General features: G+C 50.3%; 18 protein-coding genes. 4 read left to right on the top strand and 14 right to left on the bottom strand.

The annotated features are described in order from the left end of the window. Positions 1-15 precede the first annotated feature (15 nt). From lpxK to serC, 8 genes are all read right to left on the bottom strand, one after another. Entirely contained in the window at positions 16-1,017 is a 1,002-nt protein-coding gene (gene lpxK / locus WH298_RS16555) for a tetraacyldisaccharide 4'-kinase (protein ID WP_180823356.1), read from the bottom strand. Then, the gene (gene msbA, locus WH298_RS16550; protein WP_007887429.1) at positions 1,014-2,762 is read right to left on the bottom strand and encodes a lipid A ABC transporter ATP-binding protein/permease MsbA; all 1,749 of its coding nucleotides are present in this window, start codon (positions 2,760-2,762) and stop codon (positions 1,014-1,016) included. The genes lpxK and msbA overlap by 4 nt, the downstream gene beginning before the upstream one ends. 34 nt (positions 2,763-2,796) lie before the next feature. Beyond that, entirely contained in the window at positions 2,797-5,055 is a 2,259-nt protein-coding gene (locus tag WH298_RS16545) for a DNA internalization-related competence protein ComEC/Rec2 (RefSeq protein ID WP_180823355.1), read from the bottom strand. A 205-nt stretch (positions 5,056-5,260) separates the two neighbouring features. Further along, positions 5,261-5,545, bottom strand: a complete 285-nt coding sequence (ihfB, locus tag WH298_RS16540) for an integration host factor subunit beta (protein WP_003849360.1) — start codon at positions 5,543-5,545, stop codon at positions 5,261-5,263. 86 nt (positions 5,546-5,631) lie between these two features. Continuing rightward, positions 5,632-7,308, bottom strand: coding sequence for a 30S ribosomal protein S1 (gene rpsA, locus WH298_RS16535; protein ID WP_049851017.1), 1,677 nt, complete (start codon positions 7,306-7,308; stop codon positions 5,632-5,634). A 121-nt stretch (positions 7,309-7,429) separates the two neighbouring features. Continuing rightward, the gene (gene cmk / locus WH298_RS16530; protein WP_007887471.1) at positions 7,430-8,110 is read right to left on the bottom strand and encodes a (d)CMP kinase; all 681 of its coding nucleotides are present in this window, start codon (positions 8,108-8,110) and stop codon (positions 7,430-7,432) included. A 198-nt stretch (positions 8,111-8,308) separates the two neighbouring features. Further along, positions 8,309-9,595: a 3-phosphoshikimate 1-carboxyvinyltransferase gene (gene aroA, locus WH298_RS16525; protein ID WP_180823354.1), complete on the bottom strand. Its 1,287-nt coding sequence runs from the start codon at positions 9,593-9,595 to the stop codon at positions 8,309-8,311. Between the two features lie 81 nt (positions 9,596-9,676). Next, complete coding sequence (serC, locus tag WH298_RS16520) at positions 9,677-10,762, bottom strand: 3-phosphoserine/phosphohydroxythreonine transaminase (RefSeq protein ID WP_180823353.1); 1,086 nt, start codon at positions 10,760-10,762, stop codon at positions 9,677-9,679. Positions 10,763-11,072: 310 nt separating this feature from the next. Here serC and ycaO point away from each other — a divergent pair, with 310 nt between their 5' ends. The 4 genes from ycaO (at position 11,073) to pflA (ending at position 17,307) form a co-directional block, all read left to right on the top strand. After that, positions 11,073-12,836: a 30S ribosomal protein S12 methylthiotransferase accessory factor YcaO gene (gene ycaO, locus WH298_RS16515; protein ID WP_180823352.1), complete on the top strand. Its 1,764-nt coding sequence runs from the start codon at positions 11,073-11,075 to the stop codon at positions 12,834-12,836. 356 nt (positions 12,837-13,192) lie between these two features. Beyond that, positions 13,193-14,053 (top strand): formate transporter FocA, encoded by an 861-nt coding sequence (focA, locus tag WH298_RS16510; protein WP_049851013.1) that lies wholly within the window; start codon positions 13,193-13,195, stop codon positions 14,051-14,053. A 69-nt stretch (positions 14,054-14,122) separates the two neighbouring features. After that, entirely contained in the window at positions 14,123-16,405 is a 2,283-nt protein-coding gene (pflB, locus tag WH298_RS16505) for a formate C-acetyltransferase (protein WP_007887486.1), read from the top strand. A gap of 161 nt (positions 16,406-16,566) precedes the next feature. Further along, complete coding sequence (pflA, locus tag WH298_RS16500; protein ID WP_180823351.1) at positions 16,567-17,307, top strand: pyruvate formate lyase 1-activating protein; 741 nt, start codon at positions 16,567-16,569, stop codon at positions 17,305-17,307. 54 nt (positions 17,308-17,361) lie between these two features. Here pflA and WH298_RS16495 read toward each other — a convergent pair whose 3' ends face one another. From WH298_RS16495 to lrp, 6 genes are all read right to left on the bottom strand, one after another. Then, positions 17,362-18,513: an MFS transporter gene (locus WH298_RS16495; RefSeq protein WP_036620530.1), complete on the bottom strand. Its 1,152-nt coding sequence runs from the start codon at positions 18,511-18,513 to the stop codon at positions 17,362-17,364. Between the two features lie 312 nt (positions 18,514-18,825). Next, positions 18,826-20,118, bottom strand: a complete 1,293-nt coding sequence (serS, locus tag WH298_RS16490; RefSeq protein ID WP_007887492.1) for a serine--tRNA ligase — start codon at positions 20,116-20,118, stop codon at positions 18,826-18,828. A 97-nt stretch (positions 20,119-20,215) separates the two neighbouring features. Continuing rightward, entirely contained in the window at positions 20,216-21,562 is a 1,347-nt protein-coding gene (locus WH298_RS16485; RefSeq protein WP_180823350.1) for an AAA family ATPase, read from the bottom strand. A 7-nt stretch (positions 21,563-21,569) separates the two neighbouring features. After that, positions 21,570-22,181 carry an outer membrane lipoprotein periplasmic chaperone LolA gene (gene lolA, locus WH298_RS16480; protein WP_049851011.1) on the bottom strand — a complete coding sequence of 204 codons (612 nt, stop codon included), beginning with the start codon at positions 22,179-22,181 and terminating at the stop codon, positions 21,570-21,572. Between the two features lie 175 nt (positions 22,182-22,356). After that, positions 22,357-25,746, bottom strand: a complete 3,390-nt coding sequence (locus tag WH298_RS16475; protein ID WP_180823349.1) for a DNA translocase FtsK 4TM domain-containing protein — start codon at positions 25,744-25,746, stop codon at positions 22,357-22,359. Positions 25,747-25,865: 119 nt separating this feature from the next. Then, a complete protein-coding gene (gene lrp / locus WH298_RS16470) occupies positions 25,866-26,360 on the bottom strand; it encodes a leucine-responsive transcriptional regulator Lrp (protein WP_006118610.1) in 495 nt (164 codons plus the stop codon). Between the last annotated feature and the right edge of the window lie 341 nt (positions 26,361-26,701).

Raw genomic sequence — 26,701 nt, 5'->3', positions numbered from 1 at the left:
TTCCCTTTCAGATGTTTAGCGCGAACGGGCTTCGCGTGCGGTGAGGCCGAGTTGGGTGATATCGTCTAACAGGGTTGCCACACTCGCTCCTTGCAGATGCGCATCGACTGGCAGATACCACCAATTGGGGCGAGCAAAGCTGCGGCACTTCACTGCATCTTTTTCCGTCATCAGCAAGCACTGTTCTGCCTGAGTCAAACGACGCAATTCGTCTTCGCTATAAGCATGGTGATCGGCGAAAGCAATTTCTGCCACCGGCTTAACGCCTTGCTGTTTAAGGGTATTGAAGAAGCGCGGTGGATGTCCAATACCAGCCATCGCCACAATTTCTGGCAGCTGTTCCAGCGAGGCGGTGGCGCCGCTAATCAGATTAACAGCCAGCCCGGGTTGTAATGTCATGGCAATTTCGTTGCTTTGCGTATCACCGCCATTGACGATTACCGCGTTGACCTCACGCAAACGGGAAGCGCGCTCGCGCATCGGTCCAGCCGGTAACCACCAGCCATTGCCAAAACGGCGTATGCCATCCACCACCACAATTTCGCGGTCGCGCTGTAATGCATAATGCTGCAGGCCATCGTCAGTGATGATCACATCAAGGTCGTGCACAGCAAGTAAGCCTTCGACCGCCAGACGGCGCTGCGGCGCAACCGCAACCGGCACCTGAGTACGCTGTGCGATTAACACCGGTTCATCGCCTGCTTGCGACGTTGCTGTCTCAGCGGTGACGAGCAGGGGATAACGTTCGGCTTTACCGCCGTAACCACGCGATACCACGCCAACACGTAATCCACGTTGTTGCAGGGCCTGCACCAGCCAAATCACCACTGGCGTTTTACCATTGCCGCCGGCGGTAAGGTTACCCACTACAACTACCGGACAAGGTGCACGCCAGCTTTTACGCCATCCGCGTATAAAGCTGAGGCGAATCAGCCAGGTGATCGCCCCATACAGCAAACTTAGCGGCCAAAGCAGCAGCCATAACGGCGATCGCCCGCTCCAGATGCGTTCAATCATTGACCAAACTGCATCTTATGAAGTTGCGCATACGCGCCCTTCTGTTCCAGCAGAACCGTGTGAGTGCCGCGCTCTACAATGCGCCCATCTTCAACCACAACAATCTCATCGGCCTTTTCAATGGTCGACAGGCGGTGCGCAATAACCAATGAGGTGCGGTTTTTCTGCAACTCATCCAGCGCAGCCTGAATGGCACGTTCTGATTCGGTATCCAGCGCTGAAGTCGCTTCATCAAGAATCAAAATTGGGCAGTCACGAAGAAGCGCACGCGCAATCGCAATACGTTGACGCTGTCCACCAGAAAGCAGTACGCCGTTCTCACCAATAATCGTATCGAGGCCATTATCCATTTTCTGGATAAAGTCCATTGCGTGCGCCATGGTTGCAGCCTGCTCGATTTGCTCACGCGTATATTGGCCGTTACGAGCATAGGCGATGTTATTAGCAATGGTGTCGTTGAAAAGGTGCACGTTTTGAGAAACCAATGCCACCTGATTTCGCAACGAACGTAACGTGTATTCACGCAAATCATGTCCATCCAGCAGAATCTCACCGCTATCAATGTCATAAAAGCGCGTTAACAAGCTGGCCATTGTAGATTTACCGGAGCCTGAGCGTCCTACCAATGCTACGGTTTTACCTGCAGGCAGCGACAGATTGATATCACGCAGCGCGGGAATATCACGACCAGGATAGGTAAATGTCACATTGCGGAATTCAACATCACCTTTTGCGCGTTCCAATTCACGCTTGCCATTGTCAACTTCCTGCTCGCTGTCAAGAATTGAGAACAGCGTCTGACAAGCAGCCATACCACGCTGGAACTGCGCATTGACGTTGGTTAGTGACTTCAGTGGACGCATCAAAGCGATCATGGAAGAGAACACGACAGTGATGGTACCGGCAGTTAACGTCTCCATTACGCTTGGGAAGCTGGCGGCATAAAGTACGAAAGCCAATGCCAGCGATGCGATTAGCTGAATAATCGGATCAGAGATGGAGGAAGCCGACACCAACTTCATGCCTTGCTGACGCATTCTGTTGCTGACCTGAGAAAAACGCTTCGCTTCTACATCTTGCCCACCAAAGATCAGCACCTCTTTATGCCCTTTCAGCATCTGTTCAGCACTAGTGGTGACCTGACCCATGGTGTTTTGCATATTTTTACTGATGCTGCGGAAACGCTTTGAGACGGTGCGAATTGCAAAAGAAACGATGGGAGCCAGCACGATGAGAATCAGTGACAACTGCCAGCTGTAATAGAACATCATGATAAACAGGCCAATGATCGAAGCGCCTTCACGCACCACGGTAACCAGTGCACTTGAAGAGGAAGAGGCAACCTGCTCAGAATCATAGGTAATACGTGATAAAAGCGTACCGGTAGATTGCTGATCAAAGAAGGTGACTGGCATGCCCATCATATGACCGAATAAACGGCGACGCATGTTCATGACCACGTTGCCGGAAACCCATGAGATGCAATAACTGGAAATATAACTGGTCACGCCGCGTACCAGCATCAGGCCGATAACGACCAGTGGCATCCACAGCATTACGGATCTGTCAGCTTTACCGAAGCCATCATCCAGTAAAGGTTTCAACAGAGAGAGCATCAGGGTGTCGCCTGCCGCATTGATAATCAGCGCTATCGCTGACACATACAGGCCAGCTTTGTGGGGTGCAATCATCGGCCAGAGTCGACGGAATGTCTGCCACGTTGAGAGATCTTTATCTTGATGCATTATTTATTCACGCTGTTTGAAATAGCCGCTCATTCTACCTGGATTCGCGTTTGACGCCAAACCACTGATGATACCAGCGGGGCATTATTTGCTCTCGTAAGCCCTTAATTTGCCAATGCCCCTGTCTGATAGCGATATGAATCTGCCCTGATTGCCCCGTGTCGTACCACCTGTAACCCTGTTGACGATAACGTTCTACCACCGCGGGTGCCGGCATACGCCAGGCGTTATAACGTGCCAGTGAAGCAAGTGCAGCCTGACCTGCAACATTACGTAACAGTAATGAACCTGAAGAGGTGCGACTGCCGTGATGTGGGACCTGTAAAAATGTTGCCTTCAGCGCATCATGTTCGAGTGCGACGATTTTTCTCTCCGCTTCTAACTCAATATCACCGGTCAGCAGCAGACTAATTTTACCGTCATCGACGTGAATAACACATGAATCGTTATTTTGCCCTTGCGTTTGATTTGCCGGCGGCCACAACGCCGTAAATTGCAATTTTCCCCACTGCCACTTTTGACCACGATGGCAGGGCAAGTGCCCCTCTTCCCCCAAGGCACTGCGAACTTTTATTGTTGGATTCGCATTGAGCACTGAGTGTAGTCCACCACGGTGATCAAGATGTTTATGGCTCAGTATCAGTGAATGAAGCTTCCGTCCTTGATATTGCAGCCATGGCAGAAGCACGCGCGCACCGGCATCATCCTGCTTCCAGGCTGGGCCGACGTCATACAACACCACTTCTTTACCCTGTGTAATAGCAATGGCTAAACCATGTCCTACATCAATCATGTCTATCTGCCAATCATCACGTTGCGCATTATTGCGCCAGACGATGATCGCGATGACCAGACTCAAGCAAGGCATTACGCTGCGATCTGCCAGCCCGCTACGCCAAAGCAGCATTCCCACCCAAAGCAGCACAATAGCGGGGAGCGTATCGCTCCATGCCCACCAGCCTGCAGGTAACGACTGCAGCCCACTCATCACTGTAGTAATCGAAAGATCAGCCAGGCTCCATAATCCACTTGATATAACCGGCGCAGGCAGCAGCATTGCCAGTAATATCAGTGGTACGGTGATGAATGACACCACCGGTACCGCCATCAAATTGGCCACTAACGCACTCAGGCTTAAGCCCTGGAACAGGAAAATTTGTAACGGTGCCATCAGAATCATCATGCCGAGCTGTAAATGCAGCAATTGGAGCAACAGCCATCGACGCTGCGTGCGAAAACGAGGCGGTAAAGCAAACCATTGATACCAGACGATCAACATAGCGACTGCAAGTGCCGATAACCAAAAACTCTCGGATAATACAGTTAGCGGATCAAGCGCCAGTAATCCGCCTATACATAATGTCCATACTTGCCAGCCAGTTAATTGCCAGCCGGCCGCGCGAATCCCGATCCATAGAATCAGCGCAACTATCGCCCGCTGAGCCGGAGCATGACTGCCTGACACCCAAGTGTAAGTCGCCGCAGTGATCACGCTCACCATGAGCGGAAATAGATAACCAATTAGATGGGCGGGTAAAATTACCTGAATAACACGTGCCAGTAGCCACCCAACGCTCGCGGCCAGCGCAATATGCATACCTGAGATCGCCATTAAGTGAGCAGTACCCGTTTCTCGCAGCAGTTGTCGCTGCTCTTCGGTCATGTTGGTGCGTATACCAAACGCCAGTGCCTGAATAATCGCGGGATGCTGAAGCGTTGCAAATGCGGGCCAATGGTAATTGATCAAGGCTGTCCGCCAACTACAAGATAACGATTCTGAATGCTGGCCGATGATGCGCCCTTGCAGCGGCATATGATTAGACATAGCAAAGCGCTGAATATCGAACTCACCTTCATTTAATCTTCCATGGACAGGCCGCAACTTAAGTTTCATTTTCCAGCGTTGACCGGAACAGAATGACTGAATTAACGCTGCGTTGTTGAGCGTGACAAATACGGGAGGGAATTGATAACGATCACCAACACGCAGAATTTGTGCCGTCAGTTGCTGCTTTTCTTCACGAACCTCTGTAATACGGACAGTCGCCTCTATGGGAGCGGCAGCCAATAACTCGATTGTATTGACCATGTGCCGCGCCTCTACCATCGCCCAGGATAATAGTAATAGACCCACACCCATCATGCGCAGCAAGCCATGTGGCGTTACTCCTAATAGCAATGCAAAACCTGCTATAGCCACAATCACGCTGGTTTCGGGTATTTGCGGCAGGACGCCTAATGGTAATGCTGACACAATCATCATTCTGGCCAGCACAATCCAACTTATTCGCATTGGTACTCTCCCTTAGTGGGAAAGATTGTGCGGTTAACAGGAAGAGATTGCTCCTCGGGAAAATCAGGATACAGAGGTGAATTCAGAAATTTATAACGGTATTACAGCTAAAGTAGCAATGCTTTGAGGGCCGACTCTCAATACTGAAGATTTAAGCAAAAAAAAACGACACTCAAGAGTGTCGTTTTTATCGTTCGGTAACGGCTTAGCCGTAAATATTCGCACGGTCACGCAATTCTTTGCCCGGCTTAAAGTGGGGAACGTATTTACCTTCCAGATCCACTTTATCACCCGTTTTCGGGTTACGACCCGTTCGTGGTGCGCGGTAATGCAAAGAAAAGCTGCCGAATCCCCGGATTTCAATGCGCTCGCCCTGTGCCAACGTAGTGGCCATGTGCTCAAGCATCTCTTTGACCGCATCCTCAACGACTTTCGCCGGAATATGAGTATGCTGTCCAGCAAGTCTTTCAATCAGTTCTGACTTGGTCATGTAACCTCCGGTTAATCCTTATTTGGAAAGGTATGACAGCTTTTACCGAAACCGGACGACTTGCATCGTCCGGTGCCTTAGGTCGATTACTCGCCTTTAGCCGCTTTGAACGCTTCAGCCATTGCGCTAGAGAAGTTGCTGCCTTCATCCTGTTTGGTGTTAACAGTGTTGATAGCTTCTTTCTCATCAGCCTGGTCTTTAGCACGAACAGACAGGCTCACAACGCGGTTCTTACGGTCAACGCCGGTGAATTTAGCTTCAACGTCGTCACCAACGCTCAGAACCAGAGTTGCGTCTTCGATGCGGTCCAGAGAAGCTTCAGAAGCGCGCAGGTAACCCTCTACGCCGTCAGCTAATTCTACTGTAGCACCTTTCGCGTCAACTGCAGTGACTTTACCAGTCACGATAGCGCCTTTCTTGTTCAGGGTGATGTAGTTGTTGAATGGATCTTCAGCCAACTGCTTCACACCCAGAGAGATGCGCTCGCGCTCTGCATCAACCTGAAGTACAACGGCAGCGATTTCGTCGCCTTTCTTGTACTCACGAACGGCTTCTTCGCCAGTCGCGTTCCAGGAGATGTCAGACAGGTGAACCAGACCGTCGATGCCACCGTCCAGGCCGATGAAGATACCGAAGTCAGTGATTGACTTGATTTTACCTTCAACGCGATCGCCTTTGTTGTGGGTCTCTGCGAACAGCTGCCATGGGTTAGATTTGCACTGCTTCAGACCCAGGGAGATACGACGACGCTCTTCGTCGATGTCCAGAACCATTACTTCAACCACGTCGCCTACGTTAACAACTTTAGACGGATGGATGTTTTTGTTGGTCCAGTCCATTTCAGAAACGTGTACCAGACCTTCAACGCCTTCTTCGATTTCTACGAAGCAGCCGTAATCAGTCAGGTTGGTTACACGACCGGTCAGCTTGGTGCCTTCCGGATAGCGTTTAGCGATAGCTACCCACGGATCTTCGCCCAGTTGTTTCAGGCCCAGAGATACACGGGTACGCTCGCGGTCGAACTTCAGCACTTTAACAGTGATTTCGTCGCCCACGTTGACGATTTCGCTCGGATGCTTAACGCGTTTCCAAGCCATATCGGTAATGTGCAGCAGGCCGTCAACGCCGCCCAGATCCACGAATGCACCGTAGTCAGTGAGGTTCTTAACGATACCTTTAACTTCCATGCCTTCCTGCAGGTTTTCCAGCAGCTGATCGCGTTCAGCGCTGTTCTCAGATTCGATAACTGCACGACGTGAAACCACGACGTTGTTACGTTTCTGATCAAGCTTGATTACTTTGAATTCAAGCTCTTTGCCTTCCAGGTGCAGAGTATCGCGAACCGGACGAACGTCTACCAGTGAACCTGGCAGGAACGCACGAATACCGTTCAGCTCAACTGTGAAGCCACCTTTAACTTTGCCGTTAATAACACCGGTAACAGTTTCAGCGTCTTCGTAAGCTTTTTCCAGCGTGATCCAAGCTTCATGACGTTTAGCTTTCTCACGGGACAGCAGGGTTTCACCGAAGCCGTCTTCTACTGCGTCCAGCGCAACGTCAACTTCGTCGCCTACCTGGATTTCCAGTTCGCCGGCTGCGTTCTTGAACTGCTCTGCAGGAATTGCAGATTCAGATTTCAGACCCGCATCAACCAGGACTACGTCTTTGTCGATAGAGACAACAACGCCACGAACGATGGAACCCGGACGGGTTTCGATTTCTTTCAGGGACTCTTCAAAGAGTTGAGCAAAAGATTCAGTCATATTGATAATCTTAGGATTCTTCAATTTAACGTCCACCTGACGTCATTGTCGGATGGGGTTGTTTCACATGCCCAGCACCGGGTCCTTGGTACAAGGTTACAACAATTCGATTGCCGAAAGATTAAATGCCCAGCTTTTGCCTGGCATAATCAAGCGCCTTTTCAATCACTTGCTCAATAGACATACTGGTTGAGTCCAGTACCAGAGCATCAGTGGCAGGCACTAAAGGTGCAATGGCACGATTACGATCGCGGTCATCACGTTCCTTTATCTCGGATAAAAGGCGATCAAAGTTAACATTAAAGCCCTTCTCCTGCAACTGTAGCATACGGCGATGCGCCCGCTCTTCCGAGCTAGCGTCGAGGAAAATTTTTACTGGCGCGTCAGGGAAAACTACTGTCCCCATGTCACGTCCATCGGCGATTAAACCGGGTTCTTCGCGGAAGGCGCGCTGGCGTCGCAGTAATGCCTCGCGCACTCGCGGAAAAGCAGCAACGCGTGATGCGGTGTTGCTCACTTCTTGCGTGCGGATTTCACCGGTAACGTCTTCACCTTCCAGTACCACCTGCATTTCACCCTCAACCGACAAAAAACGCACATCGAGGTGTGCCGCCATCGGCACTAATGCTTCTTCGGATTCAATATCCACCTGATGATGAAGTGCGGCCAATGCTAAAACGCGATAAATAGCGCCAGAATCCAGTAAGTGCCACTGCAACGACTCCGCCATCGCTTTACATAAAGTCCCTTTACCCGCGCCACTTGGCCCATCAATGGTAATAACCGGGGCGATTGCCGTCATTGTTCTCTCCTGTTGCTGCGTGCTTATTTTCAGCCCTTCCAGGCCGCCTGGAATGCGCGGCATTATACGCTGCCCGCATCAGGTTGGTTACCCTTTAGCGTAGACAGCGCTAGAAATATAGACAGATTCAGAAGAATTTCCGCCTGATAAGGCCAAAAGTTAGCAAAGAAACCCGGCGCAGCGCACCGGGTTAGAAGATCAGGACGTGCGGCTAATTTTCGCCAATTGCTCGAAGTAGCTTGGGAAGGTTTTCGCGGTACAGCCGGGGTCAAGGATCGTTACTGGCGTATCGGAAAGCGCCACCAGCGCAAAACACATCGCCATGCGGTGATCGTTGTAGGTGCCAATATCTGCGTGTTGCAGTTTCGCCGGTGGTGTGACACGAATAAAATCATGCCCTTCTTCAACTTCAGCACCAACTTTGCGCAATTCAGTCGCCATGGCGGCAAGACGATCGGTCTCTTTTACGCGCCAGTTATAGATGTTACGCATCAGCGTAGTGCCTTGTGCAAACAGCGCTGTCGTGGCAATCGTCATCGCCGCATCGGGAATATGATTCATATCCATATCAATGGCAGTAAGCGAACCACGCGTACAAGAAATGTAGTCATCGCCCCACTCAATCACCGCACCCATCTTTTCCAACACATCAGCAAAATGGATGTCGCCCTGAACGCTGTTGCGACCAATACCGGTTACGCGCACCGTACCACCTTTGATGGCTGCCGCAGCGAGGAAGTACGAGGCGGAGGACGCATCACCTTCCACCAGATAATCACCCGGAGACTGGTACTGTTGCTGTCCTTTTACCACAAATCGCTGGTAATTCTGGTTATCAACTTCGACGCCGAAGCTACGCATCAGGTGCAGCGTGATATCAATATAAGGCTTGGAAACCAGGTCGCCCTTAATAGTAATAACTGTATCTTGCTGAGCCAGCGGCGCGGTCATCAGCAATGCAGTGAGAAACTGACTCGAAACGCTGCCATCTACGCTAACTTCACCACCCACAAAGCCACCATTGAGACGCACTGGCGGATAATCAGTCTGTTCCAAATAATCGATGTTGGCTCCGCCTTGACGCAGTGCATCAACCAGATGACCGATTGGGCGTTCTTTCATGCGCGGCTCGCCCGTCAGGACGATTGATTGTTGGCCCAAACAGAGCGCAGCAGCCAATGGGCGCATCGCTGTACCAGCATTACCAAGGAATAATTCGAGGGGTTGTTCAGCACGCAAAGGCCCCGCGTTACCCACCACTTCGCATACAGTGCGATCGGCAGAGAGCGTGAAGCTGACACCCAGCGCTTTTAGCGCGTTCAGCATGTGTTTAACGTCATCGCTATCAAGTAAGTTAGTTAAACGCGTAGTGCCGTTTGCCAGCGCGGCCAGCAATAGTGCGCGGTTCGAGACGCTTTTTGAACCCGGTAGGTTTACCGTGCCGTCAACGTGGGCAATCGGTTGTAGAGTCAGGGAGTCCTGCATGTGAAACTAAATCTCCAGAAAATACGAAACCCCATCATATGACGGGGTCTGATACCAGACAGGCTGGCATGAAAAAAGTCGTTAACCGTGGCGACGTTCGAAATCAACCATAAATTCAGTTAGTGTTTTGACGCCTTCCAGCGGCATCGCATTGTAGATTGATGCACGCATACCGCCAACCACGCGGTGGCCTTTCAGTGCGTGCAGGCCCGCGTTGAGGGACTCATCAAGGAACACTTTATCCAACGCTGAATCCGCCAACTGGAATGGCACATTCATACGAGAACGGTTTTCGGTCGCTACATCGTTACGATAAAACGCGCTGTTATCAATCACACCGTACAACAAATCGGCTTTGGCCTGATTCAGCTTATCCATCTCAGCAACGCCGCCCTTCTCTTTCAGCCATTTGAATACCAGACCAGAGAGATACCAGGCGAAAGTCGGCGGGGTGTTAAACATCGACTCATTTTCTGCCAACACTTTGTAATCAAGAATCGATGGCACATAACGCTGCGCTTTACCCAGCAAATCTTCACGCACAACCACCAGCGTTAAACCCGCTGGTCCAATATTTTTTTGCGCGCCAGCATAGATTACGCCATAGCGATTGATATCAATTGGACGCGACAAAATAGTAGAGGAGAGATCCGCAACCACAACCTTATTGCCAAAATCCGGCTCTTCATCAATGGCAATACCGTCAATAGTTTCATTCGGACAGAAGTGGACATAAGCTGCATCGTCGCTCAACTGCCATTCACGCATAGGTAATAAAGCACGCTTACCATCACGCGTGGTTTTTACATCAATGGTCTTAGGTGAGCAGAATTTTTCGGCTTCCTTGATGGCGCTATGAGCCCAGTAACCACCATCTATATAATCTGCCGTTTTAGCCTCACCCAATAAGTTACCGGGAATAGCAGCGAACTGCGCGCGGGCACCGCCGTGGCAGAACAAAACTTTGTAGTTGGCTGGGATCTTCAGCAGATCGCGAAAATCTTGTTCTGCCGCTTCCGCAACCGCAATAAACTCTTTGCTGCGGTGACTGATCTCCATCACCGAGGTGCCTAACCCGTGCCAGTTTGTCAGTTCTTGTTCTGCGCGACGGAGCACTTCTACCGGCAGCATAGCCGGGCCAGAGCTAAAATTATAAACCTGCGTCATTTCCCCTCACCACTGTCATATCGAACGGTTATGAATACCCCATCGGTTTTATCATTGCCTCCAGATGGCTGCAATCATTAATCCGGCAGCGATCACATTTCCAGAGCCAGCCCCACCGCAGCTTATGTCATAAATGCATTAAGCTGCGGAATTTTGTGAGGTGGCTTATGAAAAAAGAACCCAGGTGTTAAAGGGAGTAAATGCCGTTACCAGACTCAGATAAATTTGGCGGACTGAATAGCGAAGCACGTGCAAAACCCGTATTATTGCGCGCTTTACGCCCACCCCATTGACTTGAGAGAGCGCCACCATGACGCAAACGTTTATCCCCGGTAAAGATGCCGCACTGGAAGATTCCATTGCACGCTTCCAGCAGAAACTGCAAGACCTTGGTTTCAATATTGAAGAAGCTTCCTGGCTGAATCCGGTACCACACGTCTGGTCAGTGCACATTCGCGATCGCGACTGCCCGCTCTGCTTTACTAACGGTAAAGGTGCCAGCAAAAAAGCGGCATTAGCCTCAGCGCTGGGCGAGTATTTCGAGCGTCTCTCAACCAACTATTTCTTTGCTGATTTTTGGTTGGGCAAATCCATCGCCAATGGCGATTTTGTACACTATCCGAATGAAAAGTGGTTCCCGCTCACAGAGGATGACAGCCTGCCGGAAGGCATTCTGGATGCGCGCCTGCGCAAATTCTACGATCCTGAGGAGAGCCTGAGTGCCTCTGAGTTGATTGATCTGCAATCTGGAAATAGCGAGCGCGGAATTTGCGGCCTGCCATTTACCCGTCAATCTGATCAGCAAACGGTTTATATCCCGATGAACATCATCGGTAACCTGTATGTCTCAAATGGCATGTCAGCTGGTAACACCGCAAACGAAGCGCGTGTACAAGGCTTATCTGAAGTGTTTGAGCGTCATATCAAGAACCGCATCATCGCCGAGTCCATCAGCCTGCCAGAAATTCCTGAAGCAGTAATGCAGCGTTATCCGGGAGTGATAGAAGCGATTGAGCGTCTGGAAGCAGAAGGTTTCCCTATCTTCTCTTATGATGCTTCGCTGGGCGGCAAATATCCGGTTATCTGCGTCGTGTTGTTCAACCCGGCGAACGGCACCTGCTTTGCCTCGTTCGGCGCACATCCGGACTTTGGCGTTGCGCTGGAGCGGACGGTAACCGAGCTGTTGCAGGGCCGCGGTCTGAAAGATCTCGACGTGTTCACGCCACCTACATTTGATGATGAAGAAGTAGCTGAACACGCTAACCTGGAAACTCACTTCATCGACTCTAGCGGCCTGATCTCATGGGATATGTTTAAAGAAGATGCCGATTATCCATTCGTCGACTGGAGCTTTGCGGGTACGACTCACGAAGAGTTTGATACGTTGATGGCCATCTTCCGTGCAGAAGATAAAGAAGTTTACATTGCCGATTACGAACATCTGAGTGTTTACGCCTGCCGCATCATCGTGCCTGGCATGTCCGACATCTATCCGGCAGAAGATCTACTGCTGGCAAACAACAGTATGGGTGCACCGCTGCGCGAGACGCTGCTCGCGTTGCCAGAGAGTCAGTGGGAACCGGAAGCCTATCTCGATCTTATTGTTCAGTTAGACGAAGAAGGTCACGATGACTTTACTCGCGTGCGCGAACTGCTGGGTCTGGCGTCGGGCAAAGACAATGGCTGGTATACGCTGCGTATTGGCGAGCTAAAAACAATGCTGGCACTCGCTGGCGGTGATTTGGATCAGGCGTTGATCTGGACTGAATGGACGATGGAATTCAACCAGTCGATCTTTAGCGAAGAACGCGCTAACTACTATCGCTGCCTGCAAACTTTGCTGTTACTGGCGATGGAAGAAGAGCGTGACCCGCTTCAATACCATCGTGCTTTCACACGTATGTATGGTGAAGCAGCCGTAGATGCTGCTTCAGCCGCGATCAGTGGTGAAGCGCCATTCTATGGATTACAAGCCGTCGATCTGGACCTTAAAGCCTTCCCTGCCCATCAATCACTGTTAGCCGCTTATGAAAAATTACAGGCAGCTAAACGTCGTTACTGGTCACAAAAATAATCATCCCTCTCTAATTTTTTAGTTGGATAATTCACGTAACGTAAATGGCACTGAGTAAGATCAGTGCCATTTTTTTAATCAAAAAATTAAAGAAGCATAAAACTTAATATTAAATAACAATTCAGCTTTAATCGTTAATGATATTTAACAAAGTCAAGCCTGCATCACAGCTCACTTCAACTTATTTTGCATAAATTAAAAATTATTTATTTTATTAATTTCAATACTTTAATTGAAAACTACCTTACTGGTCGCTTCGCTTAGCGCCTACCTTCCGGTCAAATATGATCCACGTCAATTTCTGACCTATACTCCTTTGTTAGTATCTTTACAGGCAATTTTTGGAGAGCGTTAGTGTGAAAGCTGACAACCCTTTTAATTCATTATTACCGGCGGCAATGGCAAAAGTTGCAGAAGAAGCCGGCATATATAAAGCAACCAAACATCCTTTAACCACATTCTTCCTTGCCATTACTGCTGGCGTATTTATCTCAATTGCATTTGTCTTCTATATCACTGCGACTACCGGAAGTGGAGCGATGCCTTATGGCATAGCAAAATTGATAGGCGGCATCTGTTTCTCACTCGGTTTGATGTTAGTAGTGGTTTGCGGTGCTGACCTGTTCACCTCAACCGTATTGATAGTTGTAGCGAAAGCCAGCGGACGAATTACCTGGTTGCAACTGGGCCGACACTGGCTGACCGTCTATATCGGCAATCTGTTCGGTGCACTATTCTTTGTAGCACTCATCTGGTTAGCTGGTGAACACATGGTGGCGAATGGTGCATGGGGTTTGAACGTTCTGCAAACTGCTGACCATAAAATGCATCACACCTTTATTGAAGCAGTCAGTCTCGGCACGCTCGCCAACCTCATGGTTTGCCTCGCTGTGTGGATGAGTTATTCCGGCCGCAGTTTGATGGATAAGATGTTCGCGATGATTTTACCGGTGGCGATGTTTGTTGCCTGCGGCTTCGAACATAGCATCGCCAACATGTTCCTGATCCCAATGGCCATCGTTATTCGCGATTTCGCCAGCCCAGAATTCTGGCAAATGGCCGGTGCAAGCGCAGCTCAATTTCCTTCACTTAGCGTTAGCGATTTCATTCTTAACAATCTTATTCCCGTGACCATCGGCAACATTATTGGCGGCGGATTGTTAGTAGGTTTGACCTACTGGGTAATCTATCTGCGTGGCAACGAGCCGGTGCATTAATGAATTGGTACGGGCGTGCTGACTCAGCACGCCATACGTCAAAGTCTCCCTAAATAAGGCAGGTATATCATGTCCGAACTGAATGAAAAAATGGCGTCAGCCTGGGAAGGATTTAGCGCCGGCGAATGGCAGAACAGCGTCAACGTCCGTGACTTTATCCAGAAAAACTATACACCGTATGAAGGCGACGAATCCTTCCTGGCCGGTGCAACTCCGGCCACAACTAAGCTGTGGGATAGCGTGCTTGAAGGCATCAAAATCGAGAACCGTACTCACGCTCCGGTTGATTTTGATACCGATTTGGCTTCAACCATTACCTCTCACGATGCAGGTTATATCAGCAAGTCGCTGGAAAAAATTGTTGGCCTACAAACTGAAGCGCCATTGAAACGAGCCATCATTCCTTTTGGCGGCATAAAAATGGTTGAGGGTTCATGCAAAGTTTATGGCCGCGAACTCGACCCTGCGCTAAAAAAAGTTTTCACCGAGTATCGTAAAACCCACAACCAGGGTGTATTCGATGTTTATACCCCAGACATTATGCGCTGTCGTAAATCAGGCGTACTGACTGGCCTGCCAGATGCTTATGGTCGCGGACGTATCATCGGTGACTACCGTCGCGTTGCGCTGTACGGCATCGACTATCTGATGAAAGACAAAGTCGCGCAGTTCAATTCATTACAGAGCGATATGGAAAACGGCGTTGATCTGGAAGCCACCATCCGCCTGCGTGAAGAGATCTCTGAACAGCATCGTGCGCTTGGTCAGATTAAAGAGATGGCTGCGAAATATGGCTCAGACATTTCACTGCCGGCCACTAATGCACAAGAAGCAGTACAGTGGACTTACTACGGCTACCTCGCTGCGGTGAAATCGCAGAACGGTGCGGCGATGTCCTTTGGACGCGTATCAACCTTCCTGGATGTATATATCGATCGTGATATTCAGGCAGGCAAACTGAATGAAGAAGAAGCACAGGAACTGATTGACCATCTGGTCATGAAACTTCGTATGGTGCGCTTCCTGCGTACCCCTGAATATGATGAGCTGTTCTCAGGTGATCCAATCTGGGCAACTGAATCACTCGCCGGTATGGGTGTTGATGGCCGTACTCTGGTGACCAAAAGCACCTTCCGCTTCCTGAACACGCTTTACACCATGGGCCCATCACCGGAACCCAACATGACCATTCTGTGGTCTGAAAAATTACCGGTTAATTTCAAAAAATACGCAGCGAAAGTCTCGATCGATACGTCTTCATTGCAGTATGAGAATGATGACCTGATGCGTCCTGACTTCGATAACGATGACTATGCTATCGCTTGCTGCGTAAGCCCAATGATTGTCGGCAAACAGATGCAATTCTTCGGAGCACGTGCCAACCTGGCTAAAACTCTGCTGTATGCAATTAACGGTGGCGTAGATGAGAAGCTGAAAATGCAGGTTGGCCCAAAAGAAGCGCCAATTACTGACGAAATTCTCGACTTCGATACTGTGATGGAACGTCTGGATCACTTCATGGATTGGCTGGCTAAGCAGTATGTCACCTCCCTGAATATCATTCATTACATGCATGATAAGTACAGCTACGAAGCTTCATTAATGGCGCTGCACGATCGTGACGTTTATCGCACCATGGCGTGTGGTATCGCTGGCCTGTCTGTCGCAGCTGACTCACTCTCTGCGATCAAATATGCGAAAGTAAAAACCATCCGTGATGAAGATGGCTTAGCAGTAGATTTCGAAATTGAAGGTGAATATCCACAGTTTGGTAATAACGACTCTCGCGTTGATGATATGGCGTGCGATTTAGTTGAACGTTTCATGAAGAAAATTCAGAAACTGCAAACCTACCGCAACGCGGTACCAACGCAATCAGTACTGACCATCACCTCTAACGTAGTTTACGGTAAGAAAACCGGTAATACCCCAGATGGCCGTCGTGCAGGTGCGCCGTTTGGACCGGGCGCTAACCCAATGCATGGTCGTGACCAGAAAGGTGCCGTTGCTTCATTGACCTCAGTCGCGAAACTGCCGTTCGCCTACGCTAAAGACGGTATCTCTTATACCTTCTCCATCGTGCCGAATGCGCTGGGCAAAGATGATAACGTGCGTAAAACTAACCTTGCAGGCCTGATGGATGGATATTTCCATCACGAAGCCAACATTGAAGGTGGTCAACATCTGAACGTCAACGTAATGAATCGCGAGATGCTGTTGGATGCCATGGAACATCCTGAGAAATATCCGCAGCTGACCATCCGCGTTTCTGGCTATGCTGTACGCTTCAACTCGCTCACTAAAGAGCAGCAGAAAGATGTAATTACACGTACTTTCACCCAGTCGTTGTAATCGCACCTTACTAAGATTAAAAGGCTCCTTCGGGAGCCTTTTCTCCAAAGTCCGTTTTGCCAGTTTGCTAATGCAGGCACCCTGGCAAAACCGACTTTCACTTAGAGCACAACAGAGATTGTGCTGCCTGATGTTCAGGCTCACCTGGAGAACTCATCGCAATGTCAACCATCGGTCGTATCCACTCCTTTGAATCCTGCGGCACCGTTGATGGCCCGGGCATACGCTTTATCACCTTTTTCCAGGGTTGCCTGATGCGCTGCCTGTATTGCCACAATCGCGATACCTGGGATACACACGGCGGGAAAGAGGTAACTGTAGAAGAGTTGATGAAGGATGTACTGTCATATCGTCACTTCATGAATGCATCTGGCGGCGGCGTTACAGCATCCGGCGGAGAAGCGATTTTACAAGCCGAATTTGTCCGTGACTGGTTCCGAGCCTGCCAGGCTGAAGGTATCCATACCTGCCTCGACACTAATGGCTTTGTTCGCCGCTACGATCCAGTGATCGATGAACTGCTGGAAGCCACTGACTTGGTGATGCTCGATCTCAAGCAGATTAACGATGATGTGCATCAGATTCTGGTGGGTGTGTCTAATCATCGCACGCTGGATTTTGCACGCTATTTGCAGAAGAAAGGTAAACGCACCTGGATTCGGTTTGTGGTAGTGCCAGGCTACTCCGATGATGACGACTCTGTTCATCGCTTAGGCGAGTTCACTAAAGATATGGATAATATCGAGAAGATTGAGCTATTGCCCTACCACGAGTTAGGCAAACACAAGTGGATTGCCATGGGGGAAGAGTACAAGCTGGATGGTGTTAAGCCGCCGAGTAAGGAAACCATGGAGCGAGTAAAGAGTATTCTCGCCAGCTACGGGCATGAAGTGATGTACTAATCGCAAACAAAAAGGGAGCCGCTGGCTCCCTTTTTAGTGATTCATATTTCTGTATTATGCGTGTGCAACTGGCGTTGCCTGATGATCGACTTTACGCAGTAACATTACCAGATAAACCAGCGCCACCGCCGCAATCATCACAAACAGCAGTCGATCAGAGTAGTTCTGCATTAACATCGCCGTCATTCCCGGCCCCACCAGACTGCCTACGGTATAACTAAACAGTAATGCCTGATTCATCGCCACTAATTCGTGGTGCGCCACGGTTTCACACGCCCACGACATGGCCACCGGATAGAGTGTAAAACCAGCAAGTCCCAGCACAAACAACGCCGGTGCCATCGCTGCATCACCAAGCATAGCGATAGCACCTAAAATCACCACGAACACTTGTACACGCAGCACCATCAAACGGCCAAAACGATCGGCCAGGCGCCCTACTGGCCACTGACCGACAATGCCTGAACTTACTAATAATGCCATCCAGTAACCGACGGTTGCATCGCTCATGCCCTGATGAGAAAGATACAGTGGCATCAAGCCATAAAGGGAACCGAGAACGATACCGGAAATAATGCAGCCATTGATACCAAGGCGAGAACTGCGACGGCGCAACATAATCCAGATATGGCCCGTTGAGGCCTCTTCCGTTGCTACAGTCGCTTTTACCTGCACAAAAACTACCGGCAATACCGCACAGATAATCAGTGTGGTCACCCATGGAATCACGTGCAGCAATTCTGTCGAAAGGCGGCTTACCAACAGCTGGCCTGCTACCGTCCCGAGATAATAGATAATCATGTAAGCAGCCAGTAACTGGCCACGATTACGCACGGTACCGCTGCAGAGCAAAGCGCTCTCAACCACAACCCAAATCAAGGCGCATCCGATGCCTGCAGTGAAACGCAGCATCGTCCAGCTGTAAAATCCATCCAGCATAACCATGCCCATGGTCGCCACGGCGAAAAGTACGCTAGCCAAATAGAAACAGCGGTTAAAACCATAACGATTGATCAACCAGCCCGCCAGTAAGGTGCCTAACAAATTACCGGTGTAATACGATGAGCTGGCCATACCCACTTGCCAGGTTGGCAATTGATCATGAGTAAGCCACAGCGGTACCAACGTATTAAGCACAGCAATAGACACCGTCATAAGCATTAAGCCGCAGAGCAGCAAAACGACGGGGCGGGACCAGGTTGACATAGTGAAGAAACCAAAAGAGATGATGATAATTGCGCGCAGTTTGCCATTCACCATTTTAAAGTCAATGTGCAAAAAATCACCGCAGCACGATTTGCTGATGAACAATTTATTTTTCTTATCTTCAGCAGGTTAGAAGGGTGCAGGAGCAATTAATATGGATAGCTATCTACTTGAATTAGCGATTTTTAATGCTTTATAGCCATTTGCTGTCGATAACGTTTATTTCTGATTAATTCCAACTAAAAAATAATTATGTTACAGCTTAAGAAACAAAAAACCCGGCATTGCCGGGTTGATATAATTGAGCGTTGATTAGCCAACAAATTCCAGACCGCCCATATAAGGACGCAATACTTCAGGAACTTCAATACGACCGTCGGCCAGCTGATAGTTTTCAAGCACCGCAACCAGAGTACGGCCTACCGCCAAACCAGAACCATTCAGCGTATGCAGCAAACGGGGCTTCTTATCGGTTTTGCTACGGCAACGCGCCTGCATACGACGCGCCTGGAAATCACCCATGTTGGAACAAGATGAAATCTCGCGATAGGTATCTTGCGCGGGCAACCAAACTTCCAGATCGTAGGTTTTGGCTGAACCAAAGCCCATATCGCCGGTGCAAAGCAGAACTTTACGATATGGCAGATTGAGCAGTTGCAGCACCTTCTCAGCGTGGCCGACCAACTCTTCTAACGCATCCATGGAAGATTCAGGTGCGACAATCTGCACCATCTCAACTTTGTCGAACTGATGCATACGAATTAAGCCGCGCGTATCGCGTCCATATGAACCGGCTTCTGAACGGAAGCATGGCGTATGCGCGGTAAGTTTAATCGGCAACGCTTCTTCTTCAACGATCTCATCACGCACTAAGTTGGTCAACGGCACTTCTGCTGTTGGGATCAGCGCATAGTTGCTGCTACCCGCTTCTTCGCCCAACGGTTTGGTATGGAACAGGTCTTCACCAAATTTCGGCAATTGTCCGGTACCGTACAATGTTTCCTGGTTGACCAGATAGGGAACATAGGTTTCGAGATAACCGTGCTGTTGCGTGTGCAGATCAAGCATAAACTGGCTTAAGGCACGATGCAGGCGCGCGATCTGACCTTGCATCACGATAAAACGTGAACCAGTCAGTTTTACGGCGGCTGCAAAATCGAGGCCTTTGGCGGCTTCACCCAACTCAACGTGGTCTTTTACCGGAAAATCAAACTGGCGCGGCTGGCCCCAGCGGCTGACTTCCTGATTCTCGCTGTCATCTTTACCCAACGGCACTTCATCAACCGGCAGGTTAGGCAGCGCGAGGGCAAAATCACGGATCTCATTTTGCAGCGTATCCAGTTCTGCTTTAGCCGCATCCAGGCGTTCGCCCAGTGCGTTCACTTCCTGACGCAGTGGCTCGATATCTTCCCCACGTGCTTTGGCCTGACCGATGGATTTGGATCGGGAATTACGCTCAGCCTGTAGATTTTCAGTTTCTACCTGCAAGACTTTACGACGCTCTTCGAGCGAACGTAACGTTTCCACATCCAGTTTAAATCCTCGGCGTGCCAGTTTTTCTGCGACTGCGTCTGGCTCGTTACGCAGCAGGTTGGGATCGAGCATGCTAATCCTGTGTAATAAAAGGTTGATTGAACGAATGGCGGGACGCATCCCTATGGAATGCAATGAAATCCTTGCTCACCTTACCGTAAGGTGTTTATCAGCGGTAGCGTTTTATCGGGCTATTTTGATCCTGCTCAGCCAGCCAGACGAGTTTTTCGCCAATTTTCCCTTCAAGCCCGCGATTCGTCGGCTGATAGTAGCGAGTCTGCGCCATTTCCGGCGGGAAATAGACTTCCCCAGCCGCATATGCGTGAGTTTCATCGTGCGCGTAGCGATACTCTTTACCCAATCCCATTTCCTTCATTAACTTAGTGGGCGCATTGCGTAAATGCTCCGGCACGTCGTAATCAGGAAACTCGCGCGCATCGCGCATCGCGGCTTTGAAAGCGGTATAAACTGCATTACTTTTTGGCGCACTGGCAAGGTAAACAATCGCCTGAGCAATGGCTCGCTCACCCTCAGCTGGACCGACGCGGGTAAAGCAATCCCAGGCGGCCAATGCGACCTGCATACCGCGTGGATCGGCGTTTCCGACGTCCTCTGAGGCAATCGCCAGTAAACGTCGAGCGACATACAATGGATCTCCGCCAGCGGTGATGATTCTTGCATACCAATAGAGCGCCGCATCAGGTGCTGAGCCACGCACAGATTTGTGCAAGGCGGAAATCAGATCGTAGAAGCGGTCGCCTTTATTATCAAAACGCGCTGCCCTTTCACCCGACACTTCATTGAGTAACTGTGGCGTTAATTCACGCTGGCCCTCAGCGTTGCTTTCTGCCATATCCGCCATCATTTCCAGCGTATTCAAAGCACGACGTGCGTCACCATTGACCAGTTCAGCAATCATGCGACGCGTATTATCCGGCAGCACAATATCACTCTTGCCATAGCCGCGTTCTTCATCCTCCATCGCCTGCAGCAGTACCTGCTCAATATCAGCGATGGTGAGCGACTTAAGCAAATAAACACGTGCTCGCGATAGTAACGCCGAGTTGAGTTCAAACGAGGGATTTTCGGTGGTGGCGCCAATAAAAGTTATCGTGCCATCTTCAATGTGTGGCAAAAACGCATCTTGCTGGCTTTTGTTGAAGCGATGCACCTCATCTACAAACAAGATGGTGCGACGACCCACCTGACGATTTTGACGCGCACGTTCGATGGCTTCACGAATCTCTTTAACACCAGAAGTCACCGCAGATATGCGCTCAACATCGGCTTTACCATAATGGCCAATGATTTCAGCCAGCGTTGTTTTCCCCGTCCCCGGCGGTCCCCATAAAATCATCGAATGCAGATGCCCAGCCTCAATGGCACGCGGTAAGGGCTTACCTGGCGCCAGCAAATGTTGCTGCCCAATATAGTGTTGCAGCGTAGCCGGCCGCATACGCGCGGCCAGCGGCTGAAACTCATTCGACGGGGCGAAATCCAGAGACAGATTACTCACTGTGGCCTCACTGACGTTGATCGTCCACCGTTACTCCTTTTGGCGGCGTAAAGGTGAATTTATCTGGGCTAATGGCGCCGTTGTTCTGGCTTTTCAACTGGTAATCGCTGTGCTGTCCATCTTGCTCAATCGCGCTGAACTTATTGATGGTGCCTGCTGACGTCACATTAATGGTGAATTGCTTGAGATTGCCATCACTGCTTTTCGGGGTCAGCTCGAAGTTATCACCCTGCTGCTTGATGTTGTATTGCTTCCAATCACTTGGCTGGTTGCGAGCAATCAACATAAACGGCGTGTTGCTGGCGGCATTTTGCAGCAGGCTAACACTTGCTTGTTCAACAAATGGATTGTAGAACCACAGATTCTTACCATCAGAAATAATCACGCTTTCATCCGGTGCTGTCATGTGCCAATTAAACAAGCTTGGACGCTTTACCCAAAGCTCTCCTTCGCCGTCCTGTACATTGGCACCGCCGCCGTCAGTCACTTTCTGACTGAAGCTGGCATGGAAGCTGTTCACTTTATTGAGACGTTGTTGCAGATCGCTGGACGCATCCGCCAAAACTGATGCGGAAACTAAACTGGCCATTAGGCCGCAGGCAATAACGTGTAATTTCATCTGATTCAATTCCTTATTCATTGTTTCCCGACACTTACCACATTAAACGTAGTTGCCGCCCTGTCTCTTCGACAGGAGAAAAAGCCGAAAGCTCCCGAAAATATGGGGATCAACCAACAGATAAACAATGGGCCAGTATTAACTGGCCCATAAGAGAACAATTGCACGTATTAAGCTACATCTCGTGTGGCGGCGGCGATAGTACTTCGCGGTTACCATTATGTCCGGGTTCAGAAACGATACCCTGCGCTTCCATCTGTTCGATGATGCGTGCAGCACGGTTATAGCCAATACGGAATTGGCGCTGAACCCCAGAGATGGAAGCGCGGCGTTTTTCCACCACGAAAGAGACCGCCTGATCGAACAGCGGATCCAACTCTTCATCACCCATCATACCGCCAGCAGCACTGTCGCTCTCTTCACCCGCGGTAATGCTTTCGATATATTGTGGGCGACCACGCGCTTTCCAGTCCTGGACCACCGCATGCACTTCCTGATCGCGCACAAACGCACCGTGCACACGCACTGGCATAGAGGAGTTAGGCGGCATGTAAAGCATGTCGCCCATTCCCAGCAACGATTCTGCGCCACCCTGATCGAGAATAGTACGCGAATCGATCTTACTGGAAACGGTGAAAGCGATACGCGTCGGGATGTTAGCTTTAATCAGGCCCGTAATGACATCTACCGACGGACGTTGCGTTGCCAGCACTAAGTGAATGCCCGCAGCTCGCGCTTTCTGCGCCAGACGTGCAATCAACTCTTCGACTTTCTTACCCACCGCCATCATAAGGTCGGCAAATTCGTCGACCAGCACCACAATATACGGCAATTTTTCCAGCACTGGCGGCGTAGTGTCCATGCTATCGCCCGGCTTCCAGAATGGATCGGGGATTGGTCGGCCCATCGCTGCAGCTTGCTCAATCTTTTCGTTGTAGCCCGCAAGGTTACGTACGCCCAGTGCCGACATCAGCTTATAACGACGCTCCATTTCACCCACACTCCAGCGCAGCGCATTCGCCGCATCTTTCATGTCGGTAACCACTTCGGTCAGCAGGTGCGGAATGCCTTCGTACACTGACAGCTCGAGCATTTTCGGGTCAATCATAATAAAGCGCACTTCTTCCGGGGTAGCTTTATACAGCATGCTGATGATCATGGTGTTAACGCCGACCGACTTACCGGAACCGGTGGTACCGGCAACCAGCAAGTGAGGCATCTTCGCTAAATCAGCGACAACCGGCTGTCCTGCAATGTCTTTGCCCAACACTACGGCAAGCGGAGAAGGATTCTCGCGGAATTTAGGACAATCCAGCACTTCGCGTAAATAAACGGTTTGACGGCGTTTATTTGGCAGCTCAAGGCCTACATATGGCTTGCCGGGAATGACTTCCACCACACGCACCGCAACAGCTGACAAGGAACGCGCCAGGTCACGTGACAAGTTAGAAATACGTGAAGCTTTCACGCCTGGAGCCAGATCAAGTTCAAAACGGGTAATCACCGGGCCAGGTGAAATCCCAACAACTTCCGCCTTCACACGGTAATCCGCCAGTCGCGCTTCAACCAGTCGCGCTGTTTGCTCAAGAGCAAACATATCGACGGGTTCTTCTTCTGCCGGTGGCGACGTCAGGAGATCCAGCGTTGGCAGTGGCGTAGAAGGTTTTTCCAGCGGCTGTTCATGACGAACCAGGAACGGGTGGAACAGGCTGTCCTGGACAGGCGCAGCGGGCTTCACTGGTGCCGGCGGCGCCGAATAGGCCTCCTGCTCCGGTGACGACCACGGACTGGACTCTGCACTCAACGACGGCAGCGGCGAAGGCTGCGGAACAGCCGGTTCCTGCCGCTGTTCAGGCTCTTCGGGCTCTGGCGTTGCTGAAAGCGTAAACAGCGGTTCACTTGGGCTATCATCGACCAAATCTTTCATTGGTGAGAAGTCGAAAGCAGAGGTCGTATCCAGATTGAATATCGGCGCCTCCTTAACTTCAGGTTCGTTATAGCGTTGTTGCTGTTGATCGGCGAACTGACGCGCAAGTTGCGCCTGCTGCAGTGCGTCCTCATCTTCAGGCTCGCGAACATCTTGCCAGCTTTCACCGTAGCGATTCTGCTGCTGTGACGCGAAAGCATCACGCAACTGCGCTTCCTGCAGTTCAATATCATCCTCATGCGAAGGAGCGCTAAAGGATGCCGTCATTTCCGGCTGCTGTTGCTCCGCATCTTTAGCTTGCTCTTCGGCCATACGCTGCGAAGGCAGCTTAATGCCGTATGAGGCCAACTCGCGTCGCGTTGGTAATTTGACTTTATTTGGCCGCGGTAACTCTGGGCCAATGCCCTGTTTTACCTGCGGGTTGTAATCACGTTCAGGCACAATATCGAAAGCAGGCGAGTAAGCAGCAGGTGAAGCAGCGGCTTTTACTGCCCCGGTTGCCAGAGATGCAGCGGCTACGCTATTGAATGATGCCGAAGAGGGATCGGCATCTTGCCAATTCCCCATACTCGGACCTTCATCATCATCGACAGGCGAAAACGGTGAAGGCACGGGTTGATTCGGCACTTCAAAGCGATAAAGCGGAGTCGCGGATTGTGGAATCGATTCTGGCGCCGCAGCGACAGGCTGAGGAGCGGGAATCGATACCGGCGCTGGTTCCACAGAACGAGGCATTGCGACAGGTTCTGCGGGTGCGTTGGCGACGGGTGCCGCTAAAGCTGGTGCTTGTTGTGCAGCTTGAGTAGTAACAGCAATCGCAGCGGCGGTTGCTGCACTGGCTTTTGCCAACAGCGGATCATCACCCAACTCTTCAGTAACCGATTCACTTACCTTGCGTGGTTTCGCCAACAGTACGTCATCGTCTTCATTTACAGACTGCGCAGCATGAATCGGAGGCGGAACATCATCAGTGTGTTCCTCATCGTCATATTCTTCATCTTCCTGCCACGGCTCATCATGACGTGAACGATTACTGGCGAAAGTTAGAACGCCCATCACCACGCCACCAATTTTCTCGGCAATGGTTAACCAGGACCAACCGGTATACAACGTGATTCCTGCCGCCCAAACGCACAGCAGCGTCAGCGTACCGCCGGCAGAACTAAACCATGGCGCCATCGCATTGCTTACCAGGCTGCCAATGACGCCGCCGGAAGCAAAATACCAGATATCATCAACATTAAGCGCCGCAAGGCCGCAGGTGGTCACGACTAATGCTAATACGCCAATCAGGCGCAAGCCCACGGCAAAGTAGTCAATGTAGTCCTGACGATCGCGCTGGCGGAAGGTGATCCAACACAGACCAATGATCACGGGAGGAATGGCGTAGGCCATCACGCCAAAAATGAACAATAGCGTATCTGCCAGCCATGCACCTACGCTACCACCCAGATTATGGATAGGCTCGTGCCAGGCGGTTTGCGACCAGCTTGGGTCTGAAGGGTTAAAACTAACCAGCGACACCATCAAATAGACGGCGAACAAGGCCACGAGAATCAGCAACGCTTCCAATAGACGGCGTCCACTGCTCAGCGGTTGTAACGAAACTTCTTTATCTTCTGTATATTCCTGGCTCAAGAGAACTCTCCAGGTGCCTGTAAATTAAGAAGGCAACAACGTCGGGCATGCCCGACGCTGGTCCTGTATGAATTCACAGGAGTGTACCGAAATCCTGCAAGCTTTGCACCTGCCCTGCACTACCGGGTTTTGATCACCAGACGATTGCTCTGTTTGACCTCTTCCATCACCACGTAAGTACGGGTGTCGTTTACGCCCGGCAGGCGCAGCAAGGTTTCACCCAGCAGCTTACGATAAGCGGACATATCCGGTACGCGGGTTTTCAACAGGTAGTCAAAGTCACCGGAAACGAGGTGACATTCTTGAGTTTCCTCAAGTTTTTGCACAGCGGCGTTAAATTGCTCAAACACATCTGGCGCACCACGATTCAGAGTAATCTCAACGAATACCAGCAGCGAAGCATCCAGATAATGCGGGTTGAGTTGCGCGGTGTAACCCAGAATGAAACCTTGACGCTCAAGGCGACGTACGCGCTCAAGACAAGGTGTTGGCGATAATCCAACACGTTTGGAAAGCTCGACATTGGAAATTCGACCGTCTTTCTGCAGTTCATTCAGAATATTTCTGTCGATACGATCTAAATCTTTTCCGGGGCGTTTCTTATTGTCTACCATTATTATTGTCTCTCTTAATTCCTTCCCTTTACCTGCCACACCCTGAAAACGCTCATTGTTCAGGGCCTTACTGAAGTGAAGACGATAAGCCTGTGCAGAAATGCGACCATCCGTATGACGCATGTTGTCTGTCCACATCATGCGTCATTACCAATGTCAGGCTGAGTTTATTCGGCTAAAAAGCCCAAAACGGAAATGAAATTCTGTTTTGAATCGCTAAATATTCTCTGCTTCTCCCAATGTTTTCGCAAAAGCGCAGGCGATTGTCAAAGTAAAACATCCAAATTCAGTACAAGATGCCAGATAGAGATCTGGGTTGCTGTTTTTAAATGAGAATTTTT

It is taken from the genome of Pantoea nemavictus (assembly GCF_037479095.1).
In the GTDB taxonomy this organism is placed as follows: domain Bacteria; phylum Pseudomonadota; class Gammaproteobacteria; order Enterobacterales; family Enterobacteriaceae; genus Pantoea; species Pantoea nemavictus.
The sequence above is the reverse complement of the archived record's forward strand: the minus strand, read 5'-3'. Positions and strand labels throughout refer to the sequence as shown.